Source organism: Amycolatopsis sp. NPDC033938 (assembly GCF_055575975.1).
Genome location: NZ_JBVIRO010000003.1, coordinates 248,563 through 267,561, shown reverse-complemented (window position 1 = coordinate 267,561; position 18,999 = coordinate 248,563). Strand labels below are relative to the sequence as shown.

Genomic DNA, 18,999 nt, shown 5'->3' with positions numbered 1-18,999 from the left:
CGACACGCGGTCGGTACGTTGCATTCGGTGAAAGGTGTGCGGAAAGTCCCGATCGGGTATCACGCACATGTCGACCTGACCCGGAAGCGGTGAAACCGTGTTAAAGCAGCTCAAACGCCCTTTCCGCAAGGTCGGCCGGACCGACCGGCGGCTGATGGCCCGGAGTGCGGCACTACCCAGGACCAAGGCCGACGACGTGATCACGGCACTTTCCAAAAGTGCGGACAAATCCAAACTCTGGTGGTGTGTCGCCGTCCTTCTCGCGGCGAAGAAGGGGCCGACCCGCCGGGGCGCGCTCCGTGGCGTGGCCGCCATCGCGGGGGCCAGCGCCGCGGCGAACCTGGTCGGCAAGCCGCTGTTCCCCCGCCGCCGCCCCGCGGCCGAAGAGGTGCCGATGCACCGGCGCCTCGTCCGGCGTCCGACCTCGTCGTCGTTCCCCTCCGGGCACTCGGCGTCCGCGGCCGCCTTCGTCACGGCCGTCGCGATGGAATCCCCCAAAACCGGCGCGGCGCTGGTCCCGTTGGCCGCCGCCGTGGCCTACTCCCGGGTCCACACCGGCGTCCACTGGCCCAGTGATGTCGGCGTGGGGATCGGCGTCGGCATCGGCGCGGGCCTGCTCACCCGGCACTGGTGGCCGTTGAATCCCGACGTCCCCGGGCGCACCGCGCACACCGCCGAAGCCCCCGAAATGCGCGACGGCGAGGACATGCTGGTCCTGGTCAACCCGCTCTCCGGGATCGACGGCCGCGACCCGACCGACGACGTCCGCTTCGCCTGGCCCAAGGCCACCCTGCTGTATCCGGACCCCAAACAGGACTTGCGCGAACAGCTCTGCGACGAGATCGCCGCCCGTGACAACACCGTGCGGGCGCTCGGCGTCGCGGGCGGGGACGGGACGGTCGCCGCGGTGGCCGCCGTCGCGGCCGACCACGACCTGCCGCTCGCGCTCATCCCGGCGGGCACCCTCAACCACTTCGCGCGCGACGTCGGCATGCGTTCCATGCCCGACGCCGACGCCGCCACCGAGGCGGGCAACGCCGTCGGCGTCGACCTCGGCGAAGTCGAGATCAACGACCAGGACGACCACCGCTACTTCGTCAACACCGCGAGCCTCGGCGGCTACCCGGAGATGGTGCGGCTACGGGAAAAGCTCCAGAAACGGCATCCCAAGTGGCCGTCCGCGGCGATCGCGCTCGCGCGCACGCTCCGGCGCGCGAAACCGCTGGAAGTGACCCTCAACGGCAAGCACGCCAGCATCTGGCTGCTGTTCGTCGGCAACGGCACCTACGCGCCGAAGGGACTCGCGCCCTCGCACCGCCCGGCGCTCGACACCGGCCTGCTCGACGTCCGCTACCTGCGCGCCGACCTGCCCTACTCGCGGGCGCGGTTCATCCTGGCCATGATCACGAACAGCCTCAACGCCAGCCACGTCTATCAGGAACTCGACCTGCCGGAACTGCACGTCCGGCTGCTCGACGGCAACCGCCGGGTCGCCACCGACGGCGAGGTCGGACCGCTCGGCAAGGACTTCCGGTTCCGGTCGCGGCCCAGCGCGCTGACCATCTACCGGCTCTGAGGACAGGTAAGCCCCGAAATCCGTGAAGGCCTCCTTCCCTACCTTGAGAGTAGGGAAGGAGGCCTTCACGGCTTAGCCGGCTCAGTCCTTCTTGGACTCACCTTCGGGCTTGTCGCCCTCGGCCTCGTCCTTCTCCGGCGCTTCCGGCTCGGGGGGCAGCAGCGCGTCCAGCGCCGCTCCGGCGACCCGCCGGAACTTGCGGCCGCGCCGCTCCCGCTCCAGGACCGCGACCTCGAGCTTCACCGGGTCCGAGTCGCCGTTCGTGGGCGCCGGGGTGTTGGCGCGCAACGCCTTCACCGCGACCCCGAGCGCGTCCGCCAGCTCCATGTCCGGCTCGAAGCTGTCCTTGAGCTTCGTGGTGAGCGTGTCGGCCTGACCGCCCATCACGACGAACTTCGGCTCGTCGTAGATCGAACCGTCGTAGGTCAACCGGTACAGCTGGTCTTCGGCCGCGGTCGCGCCGACCTCGGCGACACAGACCTCCACCTCGAACGGCTTCAGCTGCTCGGTGAAGATGCTGCCCAGCGTCGCGGCGTACGCGTTCGCCAGCGCACGCGCGCTGACGTCCCGGCGGTCGTACTGGTAGCCCTTCAGGTCCGCGTGCCGGATACCGGCGACCCGCAGGTTCTCGAACTCGCTGTACCGGCCCACGGCGGCGAAACCGATCCGGTCGTAGATCTCCGACACCTTGTGCAACGTCGCCGAGGGGTTCTCGGCCACGAACAGCACGCCACCGCGGTACTTGAGCACGACCACGCTCCGGCCGCGCGCGATGCCCTTGCGCGCGATCTCGGAACGCTCCCGCATCAGCTGCTCGGGAGAGGCGTACAACGGCATCGTCACTGTGGTGCTCCGCTCTTTCTGGCTCTCATCGGCAAGGGACTGGGAAGAGGGCTAGCGCCCGCGCTCGGCCCGCGCGGCCACGACGGCCTCGGCGACCGCCGTCGTCTGCTCCACCGGCACGGCGACGGCGCCCTGTTCCGCGGTGACCGTGACGACCGTCGGGAAGATCCGGCGCACCAGATCCGGCCCGCCGGTCGCGCTGTCGTCGTCCGCCGCGTCGTACAGCGCCTCGACCGCCACGCGGATCGCGCCTTCGGCATCCGCGTCCGGGTCGTACAGCTTCTTCAGCGCGCCCTTCGCGAACAGCGAACCCGAACCGATGGCGTGATACCCCGCGCGCTCCTCGTAACGCCCGCCCGTGGGGTCGTACGACACGATCCTGCCCGCGTGCTTGGCGTCCTCCGCTTCGAGGTCGTAGCCGACGAACAACGGCAGCACGGCCAGGCCGGCCATCGCCATCTCCAGGTTGGACTTCACCAGCCCGGCGAGCTTGTTCGTCTTACCGTCGAGCGAGAGCGAAACACCCTCGATCTTCTCGTAGTGCGCCAGTTCGACCGCGTACAGCCGCACCATCTCGATCGCCAGCCCGGCCGAACCCGCGATCCCCACCGCCGAATACTCGTCGGTGACGTGCACCTTCTCCATGTCGCGCGAAGCGATCAGGTTGCCCGACGTCGCCCGCCGGTCACCGGCGATCAGCACCCCGCCCGCGAACTTGACCGCGACGATCGTCGTACCGTGCGGCGCGTCGAGACCGGCCGCCCCGGCCGCGACCCGCCGCTCAGGGAGCAGCTCGGGCGCCTGCGCCCGAAGGAAATCCGAGAACGACGAGGTCGCAGACGAGAAGTACGCGGCGGGCAGCGCCGACTTACCCGAGGTGTGTTCCATACGTGCTCAAAGTTCCAATCTGTGTGATCCGCCGGCTCCGCACCGGCGGCCGCGCGGGCCGCCGGAAGACGAGCTACTCGCCGCCCTTTTGCACGTACGCGCGGACGAAGTCCTCGGCGTTCTCCTCGAGCACGTCGTCGATCTCGTCGAGGATCGTGTCGACGTCCTCACCGAGCTTCTCGCGTCGCTCCTGGCCCGCCGGACCGCCGTCCTCGAACTCTTCGTCCGAGTCGCCGCCGCCGTGCTTTTCGATCTTTTCCTGAGCCATCTCGCCTCCCGGTCTAGCCGATGTTTCCTAGCCTACCCAGCGGCCCCGACATTCCGTGGGACCTGTGATCGCTTAACACCGAGGAAAGGAAAACCCGCTAGTCCGAACCGGTGAGCGCCTCCACCAGCTCTTCGGCGGTCGCGGAGTCGTCCAGCAACTTCCCCACGTGGGCCTTCGTGCCCCGCAGCGGCTCCAACGTCGGGATCCGCACCAGCGACTCCCTGCCGACGTCGAAGATGACCGAATCCCACGACGCCGCGGCGATGGAGTTGGCGTACTTCTCCAGCGTGCGGCCCCGGAAATAGGCCCTGGTGTCCGAAGGCGGCGTCGTGACCGCCTCCAGCACCTCCTCCTCGGTCACCAGGCGCTTCATCGAACCCCTGGTGACGAGCCTGTTGTACAGGCCCTTGTCCAGCCGGACATCCGAGTACTGCAGGTCGACCAGCCGCAATCGCGGCGCGCCCCAGCCCAGCTGGTCCCGCGCGCGGTAGCCCTCGAGCAACCGCAGCTTGGCGGGCCAGTCCAGCCTGTCCGCGCATTCCTGGGGGTCCCGCGCCAGCGCGTCCAGGATCTCGCCCCAGACCCGCAGGACCTCCTTGGAGGCCTCGTCCGCGCCGGTGCGCTCCAGATTCGCCGACGCGATCTCGTGATAGGCGAACTGCAGGTCCAGCCCGGTGTACTTCCGTCCGTTGGCCAGCGACACCTTCGCCTTCAGCGTCGGGTCGTGGCTGATCTGGTGCACCGCCCGCACCGGCTCGTCCAGCTTGAGGTCGTCGAACCGGATGCCAGCCTCGATCAGGTCCAGCACCAGCGCCGTCGTCCCGACCTTGAGATAGGTCGAGTACTCGGCCAGGTTCGCGTCCCCGATGATGACGTGCAGCCTGCGGTACTTGTCCGCGTCGGCGTGCGGCTCGTCGCGGGTGTTGATGATCCCGCGTTTGAGCGTGGTCTCCAGGCCGACCTCGACCTCGATGTAGTCGGAGCGCTGCGAGAGCTGGAAACCGGCTTCCTCGCTCTGCTGACCGATACCGACCCGGCCCGAACCGGTCATCACCTGACGGGAGGCGAAGAACGGCGTCAGCCCGGCGATCACCGCGGTGAACGGCGTCGACCGCTGCATCAGGTAGTTCTCGTGCGTGCCGTAGCTCGCGCCCTTGCCGTCGACGTTGTTCTTGTACAGCTGCAAACGTGGCTGGCCGGGGACGGTGGCGGCCTTGCGCGCCGCCTCCTCCATGACCCGTTCGCCCGCCTTGTCCCAGATGACCGCGTCGCGCGCGTTCGTCACCTCGGGTGCCGAGTACTCGGGGTGAGCGTGGTCGACGTACAGCCGCGCGCCGTTGGTCAGGATCACGTTGGCCGCGCCAAGGTCCTCGACGTCCGGGTCGTGACCGGGGCCGCTCGGCCCGGTCAGATCGAACCCGCGGGCGTCACGCAAGGGCGATTCGACCTCGTAGTCCCATCGCGCCCGCCTCGCTCGCGGGATGTCGGCCGCGGCCGCGTAGGCCAGCACGACCTGAGTCGAGGTGAGTACCGGGTTCGCCGTCGCGTCGCCCGGCACCGCGATGCCGTACTCGACTTCGGTTCCCATGATCCGCCGCATACCCACCACCCTACGGGGTCGGAGCCGTGCGACGATGCCCCCCATGTCAGGCAGTGACGAACTCGTTGCGCTCTATGACCTCGGCGGAACCGCGGTGGGGGCGGCCGTCCGCTCCCGGGTGCGTGCCGAGAACCTGTGGCACGCCGCCGGCGTGGTCTTGGTCCGTTCGAGTGACGGAAACTCCGTCTACGTGCACTTGCGCACGCCCACGAAGGACGTCTATCCCTCCACTTGGGACTGCTGGGCCGGCGGCATCGTCGCGGCGGGCGAGACCCCGGAGGACTGCGCACGCCGTGAACTGGCTGAAGAACTCGGTGTTCACGGAGCGGAACTACAGCCGCTTTTCGTCCACCTCACCGACGACGGCACGATCCGGTGCCACAACTTCGCCTTCGAGACCCGCTGGGACGGCCCCTTCGTACATCAGCCGTCCGAAGTCGTCGAAGGACGATGGCTGACACTGGACGAGTTGCGTTCGTGGCTCGAGGATCCGGAGAGCCGGTTCGTCCCGGACGGACGGCTCGGCGCGTTGGAGTGGTTCCGGCGGGAAGACGCCCTAGGCCGAACGGAGGCGCTGCGCGACGATCGGCAGTAACCGCCGCGCCGCGTCGGTCGCCCGCGCCTCGGTCCCGGCGGTCACGCTGAGCGCGGAAACGAGCTTCCCCTTGGCGAGCAGCACCGTGCACGTCGTGCCTTCACACCAGGCGCGCTGTGCTTCGACGCCCGACTGCCTCGTCAAGGTGAGTTTCTTGCCCTCGCAGTCCGCCCGGGTGACGACCTCCGAGGCGTCGCGGTCGGTGTACTCGGTGACCTGATGCTCCAGCGTCGAGCCGCTCGGATACGACCACGCCGTCGAGCGGCTCGTGCCGCGGGTGAGGCCGGTCAGACAGCCGGACACCTTGCTCTCGCTGGGGACGACCTCTTCCTCGGCGACGTCCTCGTCGGTCAGCAGCGCGGCGGAAACGGCCGCGGGCACCGGGGCCGAGGTCGACGGCGGCACCGGCGCGGCCTGCGGCTTGACCGAAGGCTGCGTGGGTTCGACCGTCGGCGTCGGCGCCGGGTCGTCGTAATAGGTGTCGAGGTCGTTGGGACGGTCGGCGCATCCCGACAAACCGAACAGCGCGACCGTCGCCACCGCGAGCACCTGCCGATGACGCACCCTCAAGCCTCCCCGGTGTCCCGCCAGTGATTTGCCGCGAGACTAGACCAGTCCGTCAGTGCCAGCCGAGGCAGGACCTGTGCCGCCAGTAGGCGGCGGGTTCTTCGGCGAGTCCGCCCAGCTCCGCGAGCTCGTCCGCGGTCAGCTTCACCTTGACGGCAAGGAGATTCTCCGCGAGCTGGGCCGTGCTCGACGGACCGATGACCGCCACCGGCCCCCATTCCCGCGCCAGCACCGCCGAGATCGCCACCGCGTCCGGGCCGGTCTCGTGCTCCCGCGCGATCCGGGCGAGCACCGAAGGCGGCTCGACCACGAGGCGTCCGTTGGCGACGGTTTCCTTGACCAGGACCCGTTTCCCGGCCGCGTGTGCTTCCGCCAGCGCGGGGCCTGCCGAGGGTTCGAGCAGGTTCCACGTGGACTGCACGGCGCTGAAGACCGGCGTGCCGGCCACTTCCAGTTCGAACGCGCGGCGGACGGCGGCGGCCTGTGCCGGCCCGGACGTGGAGAATCCCACCGGGACACCGTCGGCGGCCAGTTCGGCCAGCGCGCCGATCAACCGCTCGTCGGTGAACAGCGGACTGTCCACGGTGAGCGAGTGGACCTGGTAGAGCGACACCGCTTTCCCGAGCAGGCCAACGGTTTCCGCCCACTGTTCGGCGAACCGGGCGGCGGTGTGCTCCTTGACCTCGTGCACTTCCGCGTCGAGTTTCCACTCCCCCACGTAGCGGTAGCCCCATTTACTCGACACGGTGACGTCCGCGTGGGCGCGATCGGCGAGCCAGCCGGCGAGGAACTCCTCCGAGGAACCATACGAACGGGCGACATCGATCCAGCGGACGCCGGCGCGGTACGCGTCGTCAAGCACGTCGTAGGTCGCCGCGCGCATCGCGTCGAACCCGCGCCCCGGCGGCAGCGCGTCGACCCGGCCGAGATTGATGTACGCGGGCCTGCCGAGCGCGGCCAGTCCGACGGCGATCCGTTCGCCGACGGGGATTTCCGAATCTGTCACCGGATTCCTTCGTTCTTGTGGCGGAGGATCGCGAGCCACTGGCTCGAGTTCTGTGCCTGCCGATGGAGCTTTTCGAGGCGGGCGGCCGGGGCCCGAACGTAACCCTTGCCGAAGACCGGCGCGATCTGACGGAGGCTGGCGCCCTCTTCCCTGGCGGCGAGCAGCGCCCAGTCGGACGCGTCGGCGCAGGCCGCGGAGGCGCGCCGTAACTCCCCCAGCAGTTCGATGAGTTCCGGGGCGCTCACCTCCCCCGCTCCGACGGCGGCCGCCGTCGTTTCCAGCCACGCCAGGACATCGGCTTCGGTGATCGGCGCGCGCGGGCGCCCGGAGGTTTCGCTCACGGCCGATGAGTATAGGTCGTTATACGCACCTCGAAGAGGACCGCCACGCGGAGGGATGAAACACATCGTCGGAAAACCGCTGGAGTACACAGTGGATTCCCGATTCACTGAGCCGGGGATCAGGACTCAGGAGAAGGACAATTGGGACGTTTCGGTATCGCGATCCGGTTCGCGGCACTCGCGATCGTGTGGGGTGCGAGTTTTCTGTTCATCAAGGTCGGTCTCACCGGCCTGTCGCCCGCTCAAGTGGCGCTCTCCCGCGTCTGTCTCGGCGCGGTGGCGCTGATCGCGATCGCCGCCTGGCGGCGAAAGCCACTTCCCCGTGATCCGGTGCTCTGGGGTCACCTCGCGGTCGTCTCCGTGCTGCTGTGCGTCATCCCGTTCCTGTTGTTCTCCTGGGCCGAGCAGTACATCTCCTCCGGGCTGGCCAGCATCTTCAACGCGACGACCCCGCTGATCACCATGCTCATCGCCGCGGCGGCCCTGCCCTCCGAGCGGTTCACGAAGGCCCGCACCGCCGGCCTGATCCTCGGTTTCCTCGGCGTACTCACGATCGTCGGGGTGTGGCAAGGCATCGACGTCTCCCACGAACTGACGGCGCAGCTGGCCTGCCTCGGCGCGACGACCTGCTACGGGATCTCGTTCGTCTACGTCCGCCGGTTCATCTCCTGGCGGAACCTCGACGCGCCGACCATCGCGCTCGGACAGGTCAGCTGCGGTGCCGTGGTGATGCTGGCGTTGGCGCCGTTCATCGCGACGTCGCCGGTGCGCCTCGACACGCCGATCGTCCTCAGCATGATCGCGCTCGGCGCACTGGGCACGGGCCTCGCCTACGCCTGGAACGCCTCGATCATCGCGGCGTGGGGCGCGTCGAACGCGTCGGCGGTGACCTACCTCACACCTGTTGTCGGCGTACTGCTCGGTGTCCTGGTCCTCGACGAACCCTTGGCGTGGAACCAGCCCGTCGGCGCGTTGCTCGTCGTTCTCGGGATCCTGGCCGCACACGGGCGGCTGAGCGTGCGCAAGAAGGTCCAGGAACCCGTGCCCGCCTAAGACACACCGAAGGGCCCTTCACCGCATGGCGTGCGGTGAAGGGCCCTTCGGTGTCTATTACAGGTACTGACCGGTGTTCGTGGCGGTGTCGATCGCCCGCCCGGAATCCTGGTTCTTGCCGGTGACGAGCGTGCGGATGTAGACGATCCGCTCGCCCTTCTTACCGGAGATCCGGGCCCAGTCATCGGGGTTGGTCGTGTTCGGCAGGTCCTCGTTCTCCGCGAACTCGTCCACGATCGCGTCCAGCAGATGCTGCACGCGCAAGCCGGGCTGCTGGGTTTCCAGCACCGACTTGATGGCCGACTTCTTCGCCCGGTCCACGATGTTCTGGATCATCGCGCCCGAGTTGAAGTCACGGAAGTACAGGACCTCCTTGTCACCGTTGGCGTAGGTGACCTCGAGGAACCGGTTCTCGTCCGTCTCCTCGTACATCCGCTCGACCGTGTGCTGGATCATCGCGTCGAACGTCGCCCGGCGGTCGCCGCCGAATTCGGCGAGGTCGTCCGCGTGGATCGGCAGACCGTCGGACAGGTACTTGGAGAAGATGTCCTTCGCGCCTTCGGCGTCCGGACGCTCGATCTTGATCTTGACGTCGAGCCGGCCCGGCCGCAGGATCGCCGGGTCGATCATGTCCTCACGGTTGGAGGCGCCGATGACGATGACGTTCTCCAGGCCCTCGACACCGTCGATCTCCGAGAGCAGCTGCGGGACGATCGTGGTCTCCACATCGGAGGACACGCCCGACCCGCGGGTGCGGAAGATCGAGTCCATCTCGTCGAAGAACACGATCACCGGAGTGCCTTCGGAGGCCTTTTCCCGAGCTCGCTGGAAGATCAGGCGGATATGCCGCTCGGTCTCCCCGACGAACTTGTTCAACAGCTCCGGACCCTTGATGTTCAGGAAGTAGGACTTCCCGTCCGCCTTGTCGCCGCGGGCTTCCGCGACCTTCTTGGCGAGCGAGTTGGCCACCGCCTTGGCGATGAGGGTCTTACCGCAGCCAGGAGGCCCGTAGAGCAGCACGCCCTTCGGCGGGCGCAGCTGGTACTCCTGGTAGAGATCCGCGTGCAGGAACGGAAGCTCGACGGCGTCGCGGATCTGCTCGATCTGCCGGGTGAGGCCACCGATGTCCTCGTACCGGACGTCGGGCACCTCCTCCAGCACGAGATCCTCGACCTCCGCCTTCGGCACGCGCTCGTAGGCGTAACCGGCTTTCGAGTCCACCAGCAGGGAATCGCCCGGCTTGAGGTGCTGTTCGGCCAGCGGATCGGAGAGCAGGACGACCCGCTCCTCGTCCGCGTGTCCCACCACGAGCGCACGGGGGCTGCCGCCCTCGACGTCCGGGGCCAGTACCTCGCGCAGCGCGCAGACCTCGCCGATCTTTTCGAAGTCGCCGCCTTCGACGACGGTGAGTGCCTCGTTGAGCCGCAACGCCTGTCCGCGCTGCAGTGTCGAGACCTCGACCGCGGGTGAGACCGAAACCCGCATCTTGCGGCCCGCGGTGAAGACATCCACCGTGTTGTCCTCGTACGCGGTCACGAACACGCCGTAACCGCTCGGAGGCTGGGCCAGCCTGTCGACCTCCTCTCGCAACGCCAGTAACTGGCCACGCGCCTCTCGGAGCGTCTCGACCAGCTTCGTGTTGCGTTCGGTGAGTTGGCTCACGCGTTCCGACGCTTCGGCGAGTCGCTGCTCCAGCACTCGGTTCTGACGTGGCGAATCGGTGAGCTTCCGGCGCAGCAAGGCCACTTCCTCCTCGAGGAAGCGAATCTGGCGTGCCTGCTCGTCGGACGTTGTTCCAGCTCCGGTCGTTTCTGAAGGGTCGGCCTCCTCGCGCCGACCTCCGGGAAGGTCATGATGCATTGGGCACCTCCTCGGAGTGCTTTTCATTCCACGGTACCGGCGATCACCGACAATAAAAGGCCTTTCCGCATCACAAGATCGGCGCGTCGCGTTCTGGGCGACCCGACTGCACGTACGTTCCCGCCGCGCAAGGGGCCATCCCGGTGCCGGGTCCGACACTCCCATGGTCACAATCCGTCCACCTGCCCTGACCTGCGCCGGAATACCCGGCCCCGGACGGGTGCAAACGGGTTTCCGGTATCAGTTCGGCCCTAATCGAGCGGCGATCCGGGTCGATGGCTAGCATCGGGCCGACGTTCGCCGGGTCGGCGGACCGGCCTGTCGTGTTGAGCATTTTCGCAGAACAGCTAGGGGGCAACAGCCATGACTTACCCGCCGCAGCAGCCCGGCGGCTACGGGCAAGACCCGTACGGCCAACAGGGCGGGTACCCGCAGAGCGGCCCCCAGCCGCAGCAGGGCTACCCCGGGGGCGGCCAGTACGGCCAGCAGCCCGGTCAGTACGGGCAGGACCAGTACGGCCAGCAGGGCGGATACCCGCAGAGCGGCCCCCAGCCCCAGCAGGGCTATCCCGGCGCCACGCAGCAGTTCGGCCAGCCGGATCCGTACGGTCAGCAACAGGGCGGCTACAACGCCTACCCGCAGGAAGGCGGCTACGGTGAGCCGCCGAAGAAAAAGAAGACCGGGCTGATCGTCGGTATCGCGATCGGTGCGGTCGTCCTGGTCGGCGGCGGGGTCACCGCGCTGGTCATCGCGCTGAACTCGGGTGACGACGACAAGACCGCCGCACCGCCCGCCGGCTCCAGCAGCGCGGCGCCGACCTCGTCCGCGCCCAAGTCCTCCAGCTCCTCGACCCGGACCAAGTCCAGTTCGCCGAGCACGTCGTCGTCCCCGAAGGGCACCGGCCCGGCTCCGCTGGGCAAGGCGACGCCGGAAGAGGTCGCGGACGCCGTGTTCAACGCCTACAACTCGGGCGATGGCAAGACCGTCGCGCAGTCGGCCTGCCGCAGCGTGAACACCAAGGACGACATCTCGATCGCCAAGGACCTGAAGATCGTGAAGAGCGGGGAGCTGGCGACCACCGGGGACTCGGCGACGCTCCCGATCACGGCCACCACGAACGGCAAGACCGAATCGGGGATCCTCGCCTTCAAGAAGGAATCCGACCTCTGGTGCTTCACCGGCGCGAAGAAGCGCTGACCCGAAGCCGGTGTCCAGCAGGCTGATCGCCGTTCTCGCCGGATGCGGCGCGGTCGTGGTGGGTGTCGTGGTGGGGCTGCTGCTGGTGGCCCCGTCCGGCTCCGACCCGGCCGCGTCGAGCACGGCGCCCGCCCCACCGGGGCCGAACTCGTCCCGTCCGGTCCCGGTGGATCCGGACGTGGCCGCGGTGGAGGTGGTCGGCAAAGCGATCGCCGCGGCCATCGCCAACCACGACGCGACGGCGTTCGGCACCCTCACCTGCGTCCAGCAGTCGACGGCCGACCTGGCCGAGCTGAAACGGAAGTGGGAGGCCGCGGGCAAGGTGAGCGCGACCGTCCCGGATCCGCCGACCGTCGGTGGCGACTCGGCCACCGTGACCGTGCACGTCGAAGGCGCGGGCGGTCGGAAGGACACCCCGTTCCCGCTCAAGAAACGGGACGGGAAGTGGTGCGTGCCGTGATCTCCCGCGTCAGCCCTTGCCGGAGCGGCGGTGGACCCGCGGCGAGACGGTTCCGTCGGCGAGACGGCGTGCCGTCAGCAGGAACGCGGTGTGCGCGACCATCCGGTGGTCCGGCCGCACCGCGAGGCTCACCACGTGCCACGGCCGCATGAGCGTCTCCCATGACTCCGGCTCGGTCCAGCACTGCTGGTCCCGCAAGGCTTCCGTGATCCGCGACAGCTGTGTGACCGTCGCCACATAAACCGTCAGCACGCCGCCGGGCACCAGATGCGCGGCGACCGTTTCCAGCTGGTCCCATGGCGCGAGCATGTCGAGCACCACCCGGTCGACCTCGCCGGTGTGCGTCGAAAGATCCGCGACCGTCAGCGACCAGTTGTCCGGTTTGGTCCCGAAGAACTTCTCCACGTTCCGTTCGGCGTGCTCGGCGTGGTCGTCCCGGATCTCGTAGGACTGCACGGTGCCCTCCGAGCCGACCGCCCGCAACAGCGAACAGGTCAGCGCGCCGGAACCGGCACCGGCCTCGAGCACCCGCGCGCCCGGGTAGATGTCGCCCCACATCACGATCTGCGCGGCGTCCTTCGGGTAGATCACCTGCGCACCGCGCGGCATCGACAGCACGTAGTCCGGCAGCAGCGGACGCAGCGCCAGGTAGTGGCTGCCGCCCGCCGAAGTGACGACCGAACCCTCCTGCGCCCCGATCACGTCGTCGTGCGCCAGCGCGCCACGATGGGTGTGGTACTGCTGTCCCTCGGCGAGGACCATGGTGTAGTGCCGCCCCTTGGAGTCGGTCAGCTGAACCCGGTCACCAACACGAAACGGCCCACGGACCGACACTGAACCTCCATAGCCGCAAACACTTGATCGACGATCGATCCTCGCAGGTGGCCGGATCGCGCTACGCCGGGGGTCGGCTCCGGGTCATCGCGGCGCGCAGGTCCTCGCGGCGGAGCACCCCGGCGGGCCTGCCTTCGTCGTCCACGACGAGGAACTGCCACGCGGCGGTTTCCCGGACCCGCTCGGCGATCTCCTCCCCCGATTCCGAGGAGAGCAGCACGGTGTCGGCACGGATCGGCTCCGCGGCCATCTCCGCGGGCGCGTGCGGTGAGGTCCCGGCCAGCTGCGCGGCGGCGGTCTCGTCGAGCAGCCCGGCCGCGACGCCGTCGGCACGCACCAGGACCACACCGCGGCCTGCCGAAGCGGCCAGCGCGTCCGAGACGGGGCTCTCCGCGGGAAGCTGGAGAACGGGCCGGACGAGTTCGCTCAGCCGTACGCCTTCGGGCCAGCCTCGGCGCGCTTCGGCGGCGAGTTCGCTCCGCGCGCCGAGGATCACGAACCACGCTGTCACGACGCAGACGCCGAGCCGGAGCCAGCGGTCCTCGCTGCCGGCCGCCAGTCCCCACAACGCCCAGATGACCAGTCCGGCCGCGACGAGACCGCCACCGACGACGGCGGCGCGGGTGCCCTTGTCGCGGCGTCCGGTGGCGGCCCACACCCCGGCGCGAACCAGACGTCCGCCGTCGAGCGGCAAGCCGGGCAGGAGGTTGAAGATCCCGACGGCGAAGTTCGCGACGGCGCATTCGGCGATGAGCAGCCATGCCGCGCTTTCCGACGGGACGGCGAACATGAGCAGCCCGCAGAAACCGCCGAGCAGCAACGAAACCACCGGTCCCGCGGCGGCGACGAGTCCTTCGTGCCGTGGCTGGCGAGGCGTCCTGGCGACCTCGGAGAGGCCACCGAGCAGGAACAGCCGCAGGCGCCGGACCGGGATGCCGAGGCGCAGTGCCACCAGGCAGTGCCCGAGTTCGTGTGCCAGCACCGACAGTCCGAGCAGGACCGCGAACGCGGCCGCCAGCAGCCACGAGGTCAGCATCGTCGCGCCGGGCAGGAGCCGTCCGACCAACGGCGTGTAGAGCACGACGATGATCAGGGAGCCGATCCACCACGAAGGCGCCAGCAACACGGGGATGCCGGAGACGCGGAACAGCAGGAGTCCGCCCTCCGGTGCCACGCCTCGTCGAGGCGGGCCCTGCTCACCCGTCACCGCCATGTGTCAGAGCGTAGATGCCCAGGTGTGGGGTGCCGGTAACCCGCCCTTCCCGTCCGGGTGGTGTCGGTCATGCCCGCTCCGGTGCGTCGCGGCCACGGAACTGTCGGTACCCGGCGCTACCCTCCCCTCATGCCCGACACCGACACGGTCACCGCCGATCCGCCGCCCGGCGCCGAAGTCCCGCGCCGTCGGCCGGCCCTGTCCCCGTCGCGTGCCAGCGACTTCAAGCAGTGCCCGCTGCTCTACCGGTTCCGCGCGGTGGACAGACTGCCCGAGATCCCGACGAAGGCCCAGCTGCGCGGCACGCTGGTGCATTCCGTGCTGGAGCGACTGTTCTCCCTTCCGCAGGCCGATCGCACTCCCCCGCAGGCCAAGGAGTTGCTCGCGCCGGCGTGGCAGGAGCTGTCCGCGGAACGTCCGGAGTGGATCGAACTGTTCGACCAGGAAGATCCCGAGGCCGTCACCTCGTGGCTCGCTTCGGCCGAGCAGCTCGTCGACACCTATTTCGGGCTCGAAGACCCGCGGCGGCTGGAGCCGGAGGCGTGTGAGCTGCACGTCGAGATCGAACTGGGCTCCGGGGTGCTGCTGCGGGGTTACGTCGACAGGCTGGACGTCGCGCCGACCGGCGAGATCCGCGTCGTCGACTACAAGACCGGCGCCGCGCCCCGCGAGATCGGCGAGGCCAAGGCGATGTTCCAGATGAAGTTCTACGCCGTGGTCCTGTGGCGGCTGCGCGGTGTCGTGCCGCGTCAGCTGAAACTGATGTACCTCACCGACGGGCAGTCACTGGCGTACACCCCTGACGAGGCCGAGCTGGTCCGGTTCGAGCGCACGCTCGAAGCGATCTGGCAGGCGATCCTCAAAGCGGGCAAGACCGGCGATTTCCGGCCCAATCCGAGCAAACTCTGCGCGTGGTGCGATCACCAGGCGCTCTGCCCGCAGTACGGCGGCACTCCCCCGCCCTATCCCGGCTGGCCCGAGCCGGACCCCGGTGAGGAGTCCGTTTTGGACCGTGCGGATTAGAGTGCCGGTGTGACAGAGGCCTTTTACGTTCCCTCGGGCGACGGGAAGTTCGTCCCGACCGAGCACACCGCGGGCCCGTGGTCCCCGGACGCGCAGCATTTCGGGCCGCCCTCGGCGTTGCTGGTCCGCGCGCTCGAAGAGATCGACGCACCACACGCGAGCCAGCTCGCCAGGGTGACGATCGAGATCCTCGGTCCGGCGCCGTTGAAGGAGCTTTCGGTGCGGGCGTCGGTGAAGCGGCCAGGCCGGTCGGTCGAGTGGCTGGAAGCCGAACTCGTCCACGGTGAACGGGCCGTCGCGAGAGCCTCCGCGTGGCGCATCGCGACCTCGGACACCACGCCGGTGGCCACCCCCGAGGGCCCGGCCCTGCCGTCGCCGGACGATCTCCCGGCGTCGAACTGGCCCGAAGGCTGGCACGGCGGTTATCTGGACGCCGTCGAGTGGCGGCGGGTCCGGGGCGCGCTCGACGAACCCGGTCCCGCGACGGTCTGGGGACGTCAGCGCGTCGCCCTCGTGGACGGGGAGAAACCGAGCGCGTTGCAGCGGCTGTTCGTCCTGGCGGATTCCGGCAACGGGATCTCGAACTTCCTCGACCCACGGGAGTGGTGGTTCATCAACTCGGAGCTGACCGTGCACCTCCGGCGACCACCACTGGGTGACTGGATCGGCGTTGACGCGGCCACCCTGGTCGGCCCGAACGGCATCGGCACGGCGACGACCACGCTGCACGACACGTCCGGACCACTCGCCTCCGGAGCACAGGCGTTGCTGGTGCGGCCGCGACAGGCGGGCTGATAGACGCGCTTTCTCGGCGTGTTTCCAATAGCCTTCCCGGAACAACAGACGCAGGGAGCGCTTCGGCATGCAGATCACCTCGGTGGTCAACCAGAAAGGCGGGGTCGGCAAGACCTCACTCAGCGTGGGCGCGTCGGCCGCACTGGCCGAACGCGGTCGCCGGGTGCTGCTGATCGACCTCGACCCACAAGGGCACGCGACCACCGAACTCCTCGGCCTGGACGAGGTGGCCCCGGACGCGCCCAGCCTGGCGAAAGCCCTGACCAAGGTGTGGAAGGGCCCGATCGAGGAACTGGCTGTGCGGCATCCGCGCAGCAACATCGGGCGGGGCGGCGCGTTCGACGTCATCCCGACGTCGCCGGGCATGTTCGACCTGATCAGGCGGCTCGACCAGTTCCGCGTACCGGGCTGGCAGCTGGCCAGGGTGATCCAGTTCGCGAACTACGACCACATCATCATCGACTGCCCGCCCGCCCTCGACGTGCTGACCAACAACGCGCTCGCCGCCTCACACGGCATCCTGGTTCCGGTGCAGCCGGACCGCACGAGCATCCGCGCGCTGCGCCTGCTCTCGGACCAGGTCCGTTACGTCGAACAGACCGTCGGGCGTCCGCCGATCGCCTACTACGGCCTCGTTCCCGGGCTGTACCGCCGCCCGATCTCGCATTACGCGGCGGCGGCACTGCAGGAGCTGTACACGTTCGGGATCCCGATGCTCTCGCACGTCCCGCTGGGTGTGGTGATGAACGAGGCGGCCGCGCACGGTGTCCCCGTGACGACCTACGCGCCGGAAACGTTGCAGGCCCTGTCGTTCCGGGAGATCGCGGACACGCTGGACGGGTATCTGCGGAACCACCCGGCGGCGGCGATCGTGCCCGCGGACGAAGAGTTCGTGTTCGAGGACTTCATCACCGAGGTCTCGGTGGCCCGCAGCGCCAACGACAACGGCGCGCGGAAGAAGCTCTACGACCTGATGCCCAAGAAGCCGAACAGGCCTCGGTAGCCCATGCCATGAAAGGTCCTTTCCTTGCAAATTTCGCAAGGAAAGGACCTTTCATGGCGTCTTTTCATCCTGGTTGTGACCCGGGGCTGAAGGGCGCTTTCCCCGCATCGCATGCGGTGAAAGCGCCCTTCGCCGCGTCAGATGAGGGGAAAGGCCCCTTCAGCCCCTACAGGCGGCAGGCCCGGATGTCCGAAGCCAGGACGGCCTTCGCGCCGGTCTCGGCGAGTTCGTCCATGATCCGGTTGACCTCCTTGCGCGGGACCATCGCCCGCACGGCCACCCAGTCGTCGTGCGCGAGCGGCGCGACGGTCGGCGACTCGAGGCCCGGGGTGATCGCGATGGCCGCGTCGAGCAGCGAACGCGGGCAGTCGTAGTCCAGCATCATGTAGTGCTGGGCGAACACGACGCCCTGCAGCCGCGCCTTCAGCTGGTCCTTCGGCCGGGTGTGCTCCGTGCCCGCGCGCTGCAGCAGCACCGCCTCCGACACGCAGATCGGGTCACCGAACGCCACGAGATTGTGCTGGCGCAGCGAACGACCGGACTCGACGACGTCGGCGATGGCGTCGGCCACGCCGAGCTGGATCGAGATCTCGACGGCACCGTCGAGACGGATGACCTCCGCCTCCACCCCGTGCTGCTTCAGGTTCTCCCGGACGAGCCGCGGGTACGACGTCGCGAGCCGCTTGCCCTGCAGGTCTTCGGCTTTCCAGTCCTTGCCGGCCGGAGCGGCGTACCGGAAGGTGGAACCGCCGAAGCCGAGGCCGAGGATCTCCTCGACCGGGGCGCCGGAGTCGAGCGCGAGGTCGCGGCCGGTGATGCCGAGGTCCAGTTCACCGGATCCGACGTAGATCGCGATGTCCTTGGGGCGCAAGAAGAAGAACTCGACCTCGTTGACCGTGTCCAGCACGGTCAGGTCGCGGGCCTCATGTCGCTTGCGGTAGCCGGCCTCTCCGAGCATCTCCGACGCGGCGGCGGCGAGGGCTCCCTTGTTCGGCACGGCGACACGCAGCATTGCTTCTCCTTGGTTCTCCGGGACGCGAACGCGTCACAGGTACCGGTACACGTCCTCTGTCGTCAGCCCACGGCCGAGCATGAGCACCTGCACCCGGTACAGCAGCTGTGAAATCTCCTCCGCGAGCCTGTCGTCGGATTCGTGCTCGGCGGCGATCCACACCTCGCCCGCTTCTTCGAGCACCTTCTTGCCCTGGGCGTGCACTCCAGCGTCCAGCGCGGCGACCGTGCCGGAACCGTCGGGGCGCGTGACCGCGCGGTCGGCAAGCTCGGCGAACAGCTCATCGAAGGTCTTCACGGTCCGAGATCCTTCCATCCGCATCGCGACCGCGCTGCCCCGGGCCGGTGTGTTGACACCGGCGTCACACCTCAGAACAGCGTCGACCCGCCCCGTTCGAAGTCGAGCAGCTGCCGCTTCCGTTCGATACCACCGCCATAACCGGTGAGATCGCCGTTCGAGCCGATCACGCGATGGCACGGCACGATGATCCCGAGCGGGTTCTTCCCGTTCGCGAGACCGACCGCCCGCGACGCCGTCGGCCGCCCGAGCCGGTCGGCGAGTTCGCCGTAGGAGACCGTCTCGCCATATGGGATCCCGAGCAGGCCCCGCCAGACCGTCCGCTGGAATTCGGTGCCGCCGAAGCTCAGCGGGAGGTCGAATTCCCGCCGTTGGGCCGCGAAGTACTCCTTCAGCTGTTTCTCGGTCTCCGCGAAGATCGGCGCGCTCGGATCGGGATGGCCGAAGGTCTCCTCGGCCGGACGGTGACGCTGCTCGACCATGTACAGGCCGCAGAGGCCTTCCTCGTCCGCGACCAGGGTCAGCGGGCCGTACGGGCTGTCGATGACGGTGTGCGTGCGCATTGCGC

At 68.7% G+C, this 18,999-nt stretch carries 21 protein-coding genes; 8 read left to right on the top strand and 13 right to left on the bottom strand.

The window, feature by feature from the left end; translation table 11 throughout:
* The first annotated feature begins 97 nt into the window (after positions 1–97).
* Complete coding sequence (locus ACZ5ZX_RS11195) at positions 98–1,576, top strand: phosphatase PAP2 family protein (protein WP_465501855.1); 1,479 nt, start codon at positions 98–100, stop codon at positions 1,574–1,576.
* 81 nt (positions 1,577–1,657) lie between these two features.
* On the opposite strand, the gene prcA is transcribed toward ACZ5ZX_RS11195, so the two are convergent.
* The 4 genes from prcA to dop form a co-directional block, all read right to left on the bottom strand.
* Positions 1,658–2,419, bottom strand: coding sequence for a proteasome subunit alpha (gene prcA / locus ACZ5ZX_RS11190; RefSeq protein WP_465501854.1), 762 nt, complete (start codon positions 2,417–2,419; stop codon positions 1,658–1,660).
* Positions 2,420–2,470: 51 nt separating this feature from the next.
* The gene (gene prcB / locus ACZ5ZX_RS11185; RefSeq protein WP_465501853.1) at positions 2,471–3,307 is read right to left on the bottom strand and encodes a proteasome subunit beta; all 837 of its coding nucleotides are present in this window, start codon (positions 3,305–3,307) and stop codon (positions 2,471–2,473) included.
* 73 nt (positions 3,308–3,380) lie between these two features.
* The gene (locus tag ACZ5ZX_RS11180; RefSeq protein WP_037319666.1) at positions 3,381–3,575 is read right to left on the bottom strand and encodes a ubiquitin-like protein Pup; all 195 of its coding nucleotides are present in this window, start codon (positions 3,573–3,575) and stop codon (positions 3,381–3,383) included.
* Positions 3,576–3,672: 97 nt separating this feature from the next.
* Positions 3,673–5,175, bottom strand: a complete 1,503-nt coding sequence (dop, locus tag ACZ5ZX_RS11175) for a depupylase/deamidase Dop (RefSeq protein ID WP_465501852.1) — start codon at positions 5,173–5,175, stop codon at positions 3,673–3,675.
* 43 nt (positions 5,176–5,218) lie between these two features.
* On the opposite strand from dop, the gene ACZ5ZX_RS11170 reads away from it, so the two are divergent.
* Positions 5,219–5,770: an NUDIX hydrolase gene (locus tag ACZ5ZX_RS11170; RefSeq protein WP_465501851.1), complete on the top strand. Its 552-nt coding sequence runs from the start codon at positions 5,219–5,221 to the stop codon at positions 5,768–5,770.
* On the opposite strand, the gene ACZ5ZX_RS11165 is transcribed toward ACZ5ZX_RS11170, so the two are convergent.
* From ACZ5ZX_RS11165 to ACZ5ZX_RS11155, 3 genes are read right to left on the bottom strand one after another with little or no spacing between them, the layout of a single operon-like run.
* Positions 5,732–6,334: a hypothetical protein gene (locus tag ACZ5ZX_RS11165; RefSeq protein WP_465501850.1), complete on the bottom strand. Its 603-nt coding sequence runs from the start codon at positions 6,332–6,334 to the stop codon at positions 5,732–5,734. The genes ACZ5ZX_RS11170 and ACZ5ZX_RS11165 overlap by 39 nt on opposite strands.
* A 55-nt stretch (positions 6,335–6,389) precedes the next feature.
* The gene (locus ACZ5ZX_RS11160; protein WP_465501849.1) at positions 6,390–7,343 is read right to left on the bottom strand and encodes an aldo/keto reductase; all 954 of its coding nucleotides are present in this window, start codon (positions 7,341–7,343) and stop codon (positions 6,390–6,392) included.
* Positions 7,340–7,684 carry a hypothetical protein gene (locus tag ACZ5ZX_RS11155; RefSeq protein ID WP_465501848.1) on the bottom strand — a complete coding sequence of 115 codons (345 nt, stop codon included), beginning with the start codon at positions 7,682–7,684 and terminating at the stop codon, positions 7,340–7,342. Before ACZ5ZX_RS11155 ends, ACZ5ZX_RS11160 begins: the two co-directional genes overlap by 4 nt.
* Positions 7,685–7,825: 141 nt before the next feature.
* On the opposite strand from ACZ5ZX_RS11155, the gene ACZ5ZX_RS11150 reads away from it, so the two are divergent.
* A complete protein-coding gene (locus ACZ5ZX_RS11150; RefSeq protein ID WP_465501847.1) occupies positions 7,826–8,737 on the top strand; it encodes a DMT family transporter in 912 nt (303 codons plus the stop codon).
* A 57-nt stretch (positions 8,738–8,794) separates the two neighbouring features.
* Here the strand turns inward: ACZ5ZX_RS11150 and arc are convergent, their stop codons facing one another.
* On the bottom strand, positions 8,795–10,597 hold the full coding sequence (gene arc / locus ACZ5ZX_RS11145; protein ID WP_465501846.1) for a proteasome ATPase: 1,803 nt from the start codon (positions 10,595–10,597) through the stop codon (positions 8,795–8,797).
* Positions 10,598–10,960: 363 nt separating this feature from the next.
* Between arc and ACZ5ZX_RS11140 the strand changes: the two genes are divergently transcribed.
* On the top strand, positions 10,961–11,794 hold the full coding sequence (locus tag ACZ5ZX_RS11140; RefSeq protein ID WP_465501845.1) for a hypothetical protein: 834 nt from the start codon (positions 10,961–10,963) through the stop codon (positions 11,792–11,794).
* Between the two features lie 10 nt (positions 11,795–11,804).
* Positions 11,805–12,254, top strand: a complete 450-nt coding sequence (locus ACZ5ZX_RS11135) for a hypothetical protein (RefSeq protein WP_465501844.1) — start codon at positions 11,805–11,807, stop codon at positions 12,252–12,254.
* A gap of 9 nt (positions 12,255–12,263) precedes the next feature.
* Here the strand turns inward: ACZ5ZX_RS11135 and ACZ5ZX_RS11130 are convergent, their stop codons facing one another.
* Positions 12,264–13,088 (bottom strand): tRNA (adenine-N1)-methyltransferase, encoded by an 825-nt coding sequence (locus ACZ5ZX_RS11130; RefSeq protein WP_465501843.1) that lies wholly within the window; start codon positions 13,086–13,088, stop codon positions 12,264–12,266.
* Between the two features lie 61 nt (positions 13,089–13,149).
* Entirely contained in the window at positions 13,150–14,301 is a 1,152-nt protein-coding gene (locus ACZ5ZX_RS11125) for a site-2 protease family protein (RefSeq protein WP_465501842.1), read from the bottom strand.
* A 129-nt stretch (positions 14,302–14,430) separates the two neighbouring features.
* Between ACZ5ZX_RS11125 and ACZ5ZX_RS11120 the strand changes: the two genes are divergently transcribed.
* From ACZ5ZX_RS11120 to ACZ5ZX_RS11110, 3 genes are all read left to right on the top strand, one after another.
* Positions 14,431–15,324 (top strand): RecB family exonuclease, encoded by an 894-nt coding sequence (locus ACZ5ZX_RS11120; RefSeq protein WP_465501841.1) that lies wholly within the window; start codon positions 14,431–14,433, stop codon positions 15,322–15,324.
* A gap of 9 nt (positions 15,325–15,333) precedes the next feature.
* Positions 15,334–16,119, top strand: a complete 786-nt coding sequence (locus tag ACZ5ZX_RS11115) for a thioesterase family protein (RefSeq protein WP_465501840.1) — start codon at positions 15,334–15,336, stop codon at positions 16,117–16,119.
* Between the two features lie 67 nt (positions 16,120–16,186).
* Complete coding sequence (locus tag ACZ5ZX_RS11110; protein WP_465501839.1) at positions 16,187–17,122, top strand: ParA family protein; 936 nt, start codon at positions 16,187–16,189, stop codon at positions 17,120–17,122.
* A 166-nt stretch (positions 17,123–17,288) separates the two neighbouring features.
* Here the strand turns inward: ACZ5ZX_RS11110 and hisG are convergent, their stop codons facing one another.
* The 3 genes from hisG to ACZ5ZX_RS11095 form a co-directional block, all read right to left on the bottom strand.
* A complete protein-coding gene (gene hisG, locus ACZ5ZX_RS11105) occupies positions 17,289–18,134 on the bottom strand; it encodes an ATP phosphoribosyltransferase (RefSeq protein WP_465501838.1) in 846 nt (281 codons plus the stop codon).
* A gap of 33 nt (positions 18,135–18,167) precedes the next feature.
* Positions 18,168–18,431: a phosphoribosyl-ATP diphosphatase gene (locus tag ACZ5ZX_RS11100; RefSeq protein WP_061986583.1), complete on the bottom strand. Its 264-nt coding sequence runs from the start codon at positions 18,429–18,431 to the stop codon at positions 18,168–18,170.
* A gap of 71 nt (positions 18,432–18,502) precedes the next feature.
* Positions 18,503–18,994 carry a methylated-DNA--[protein]-cysteine S-methyltransferase gene (locus ACZ5ZX_RS11095; protein ID WP_465501837.1) on the bottom strand — a complete coding sequence of 164 codons (492 nt, stop codon included), beginning with the start codon at positions 18,992–18,994 and terminating at the stop codon, positions 18,503–18,505.
* Positions 18,995–18,999 lie beyond the last annotated feature (5 nt).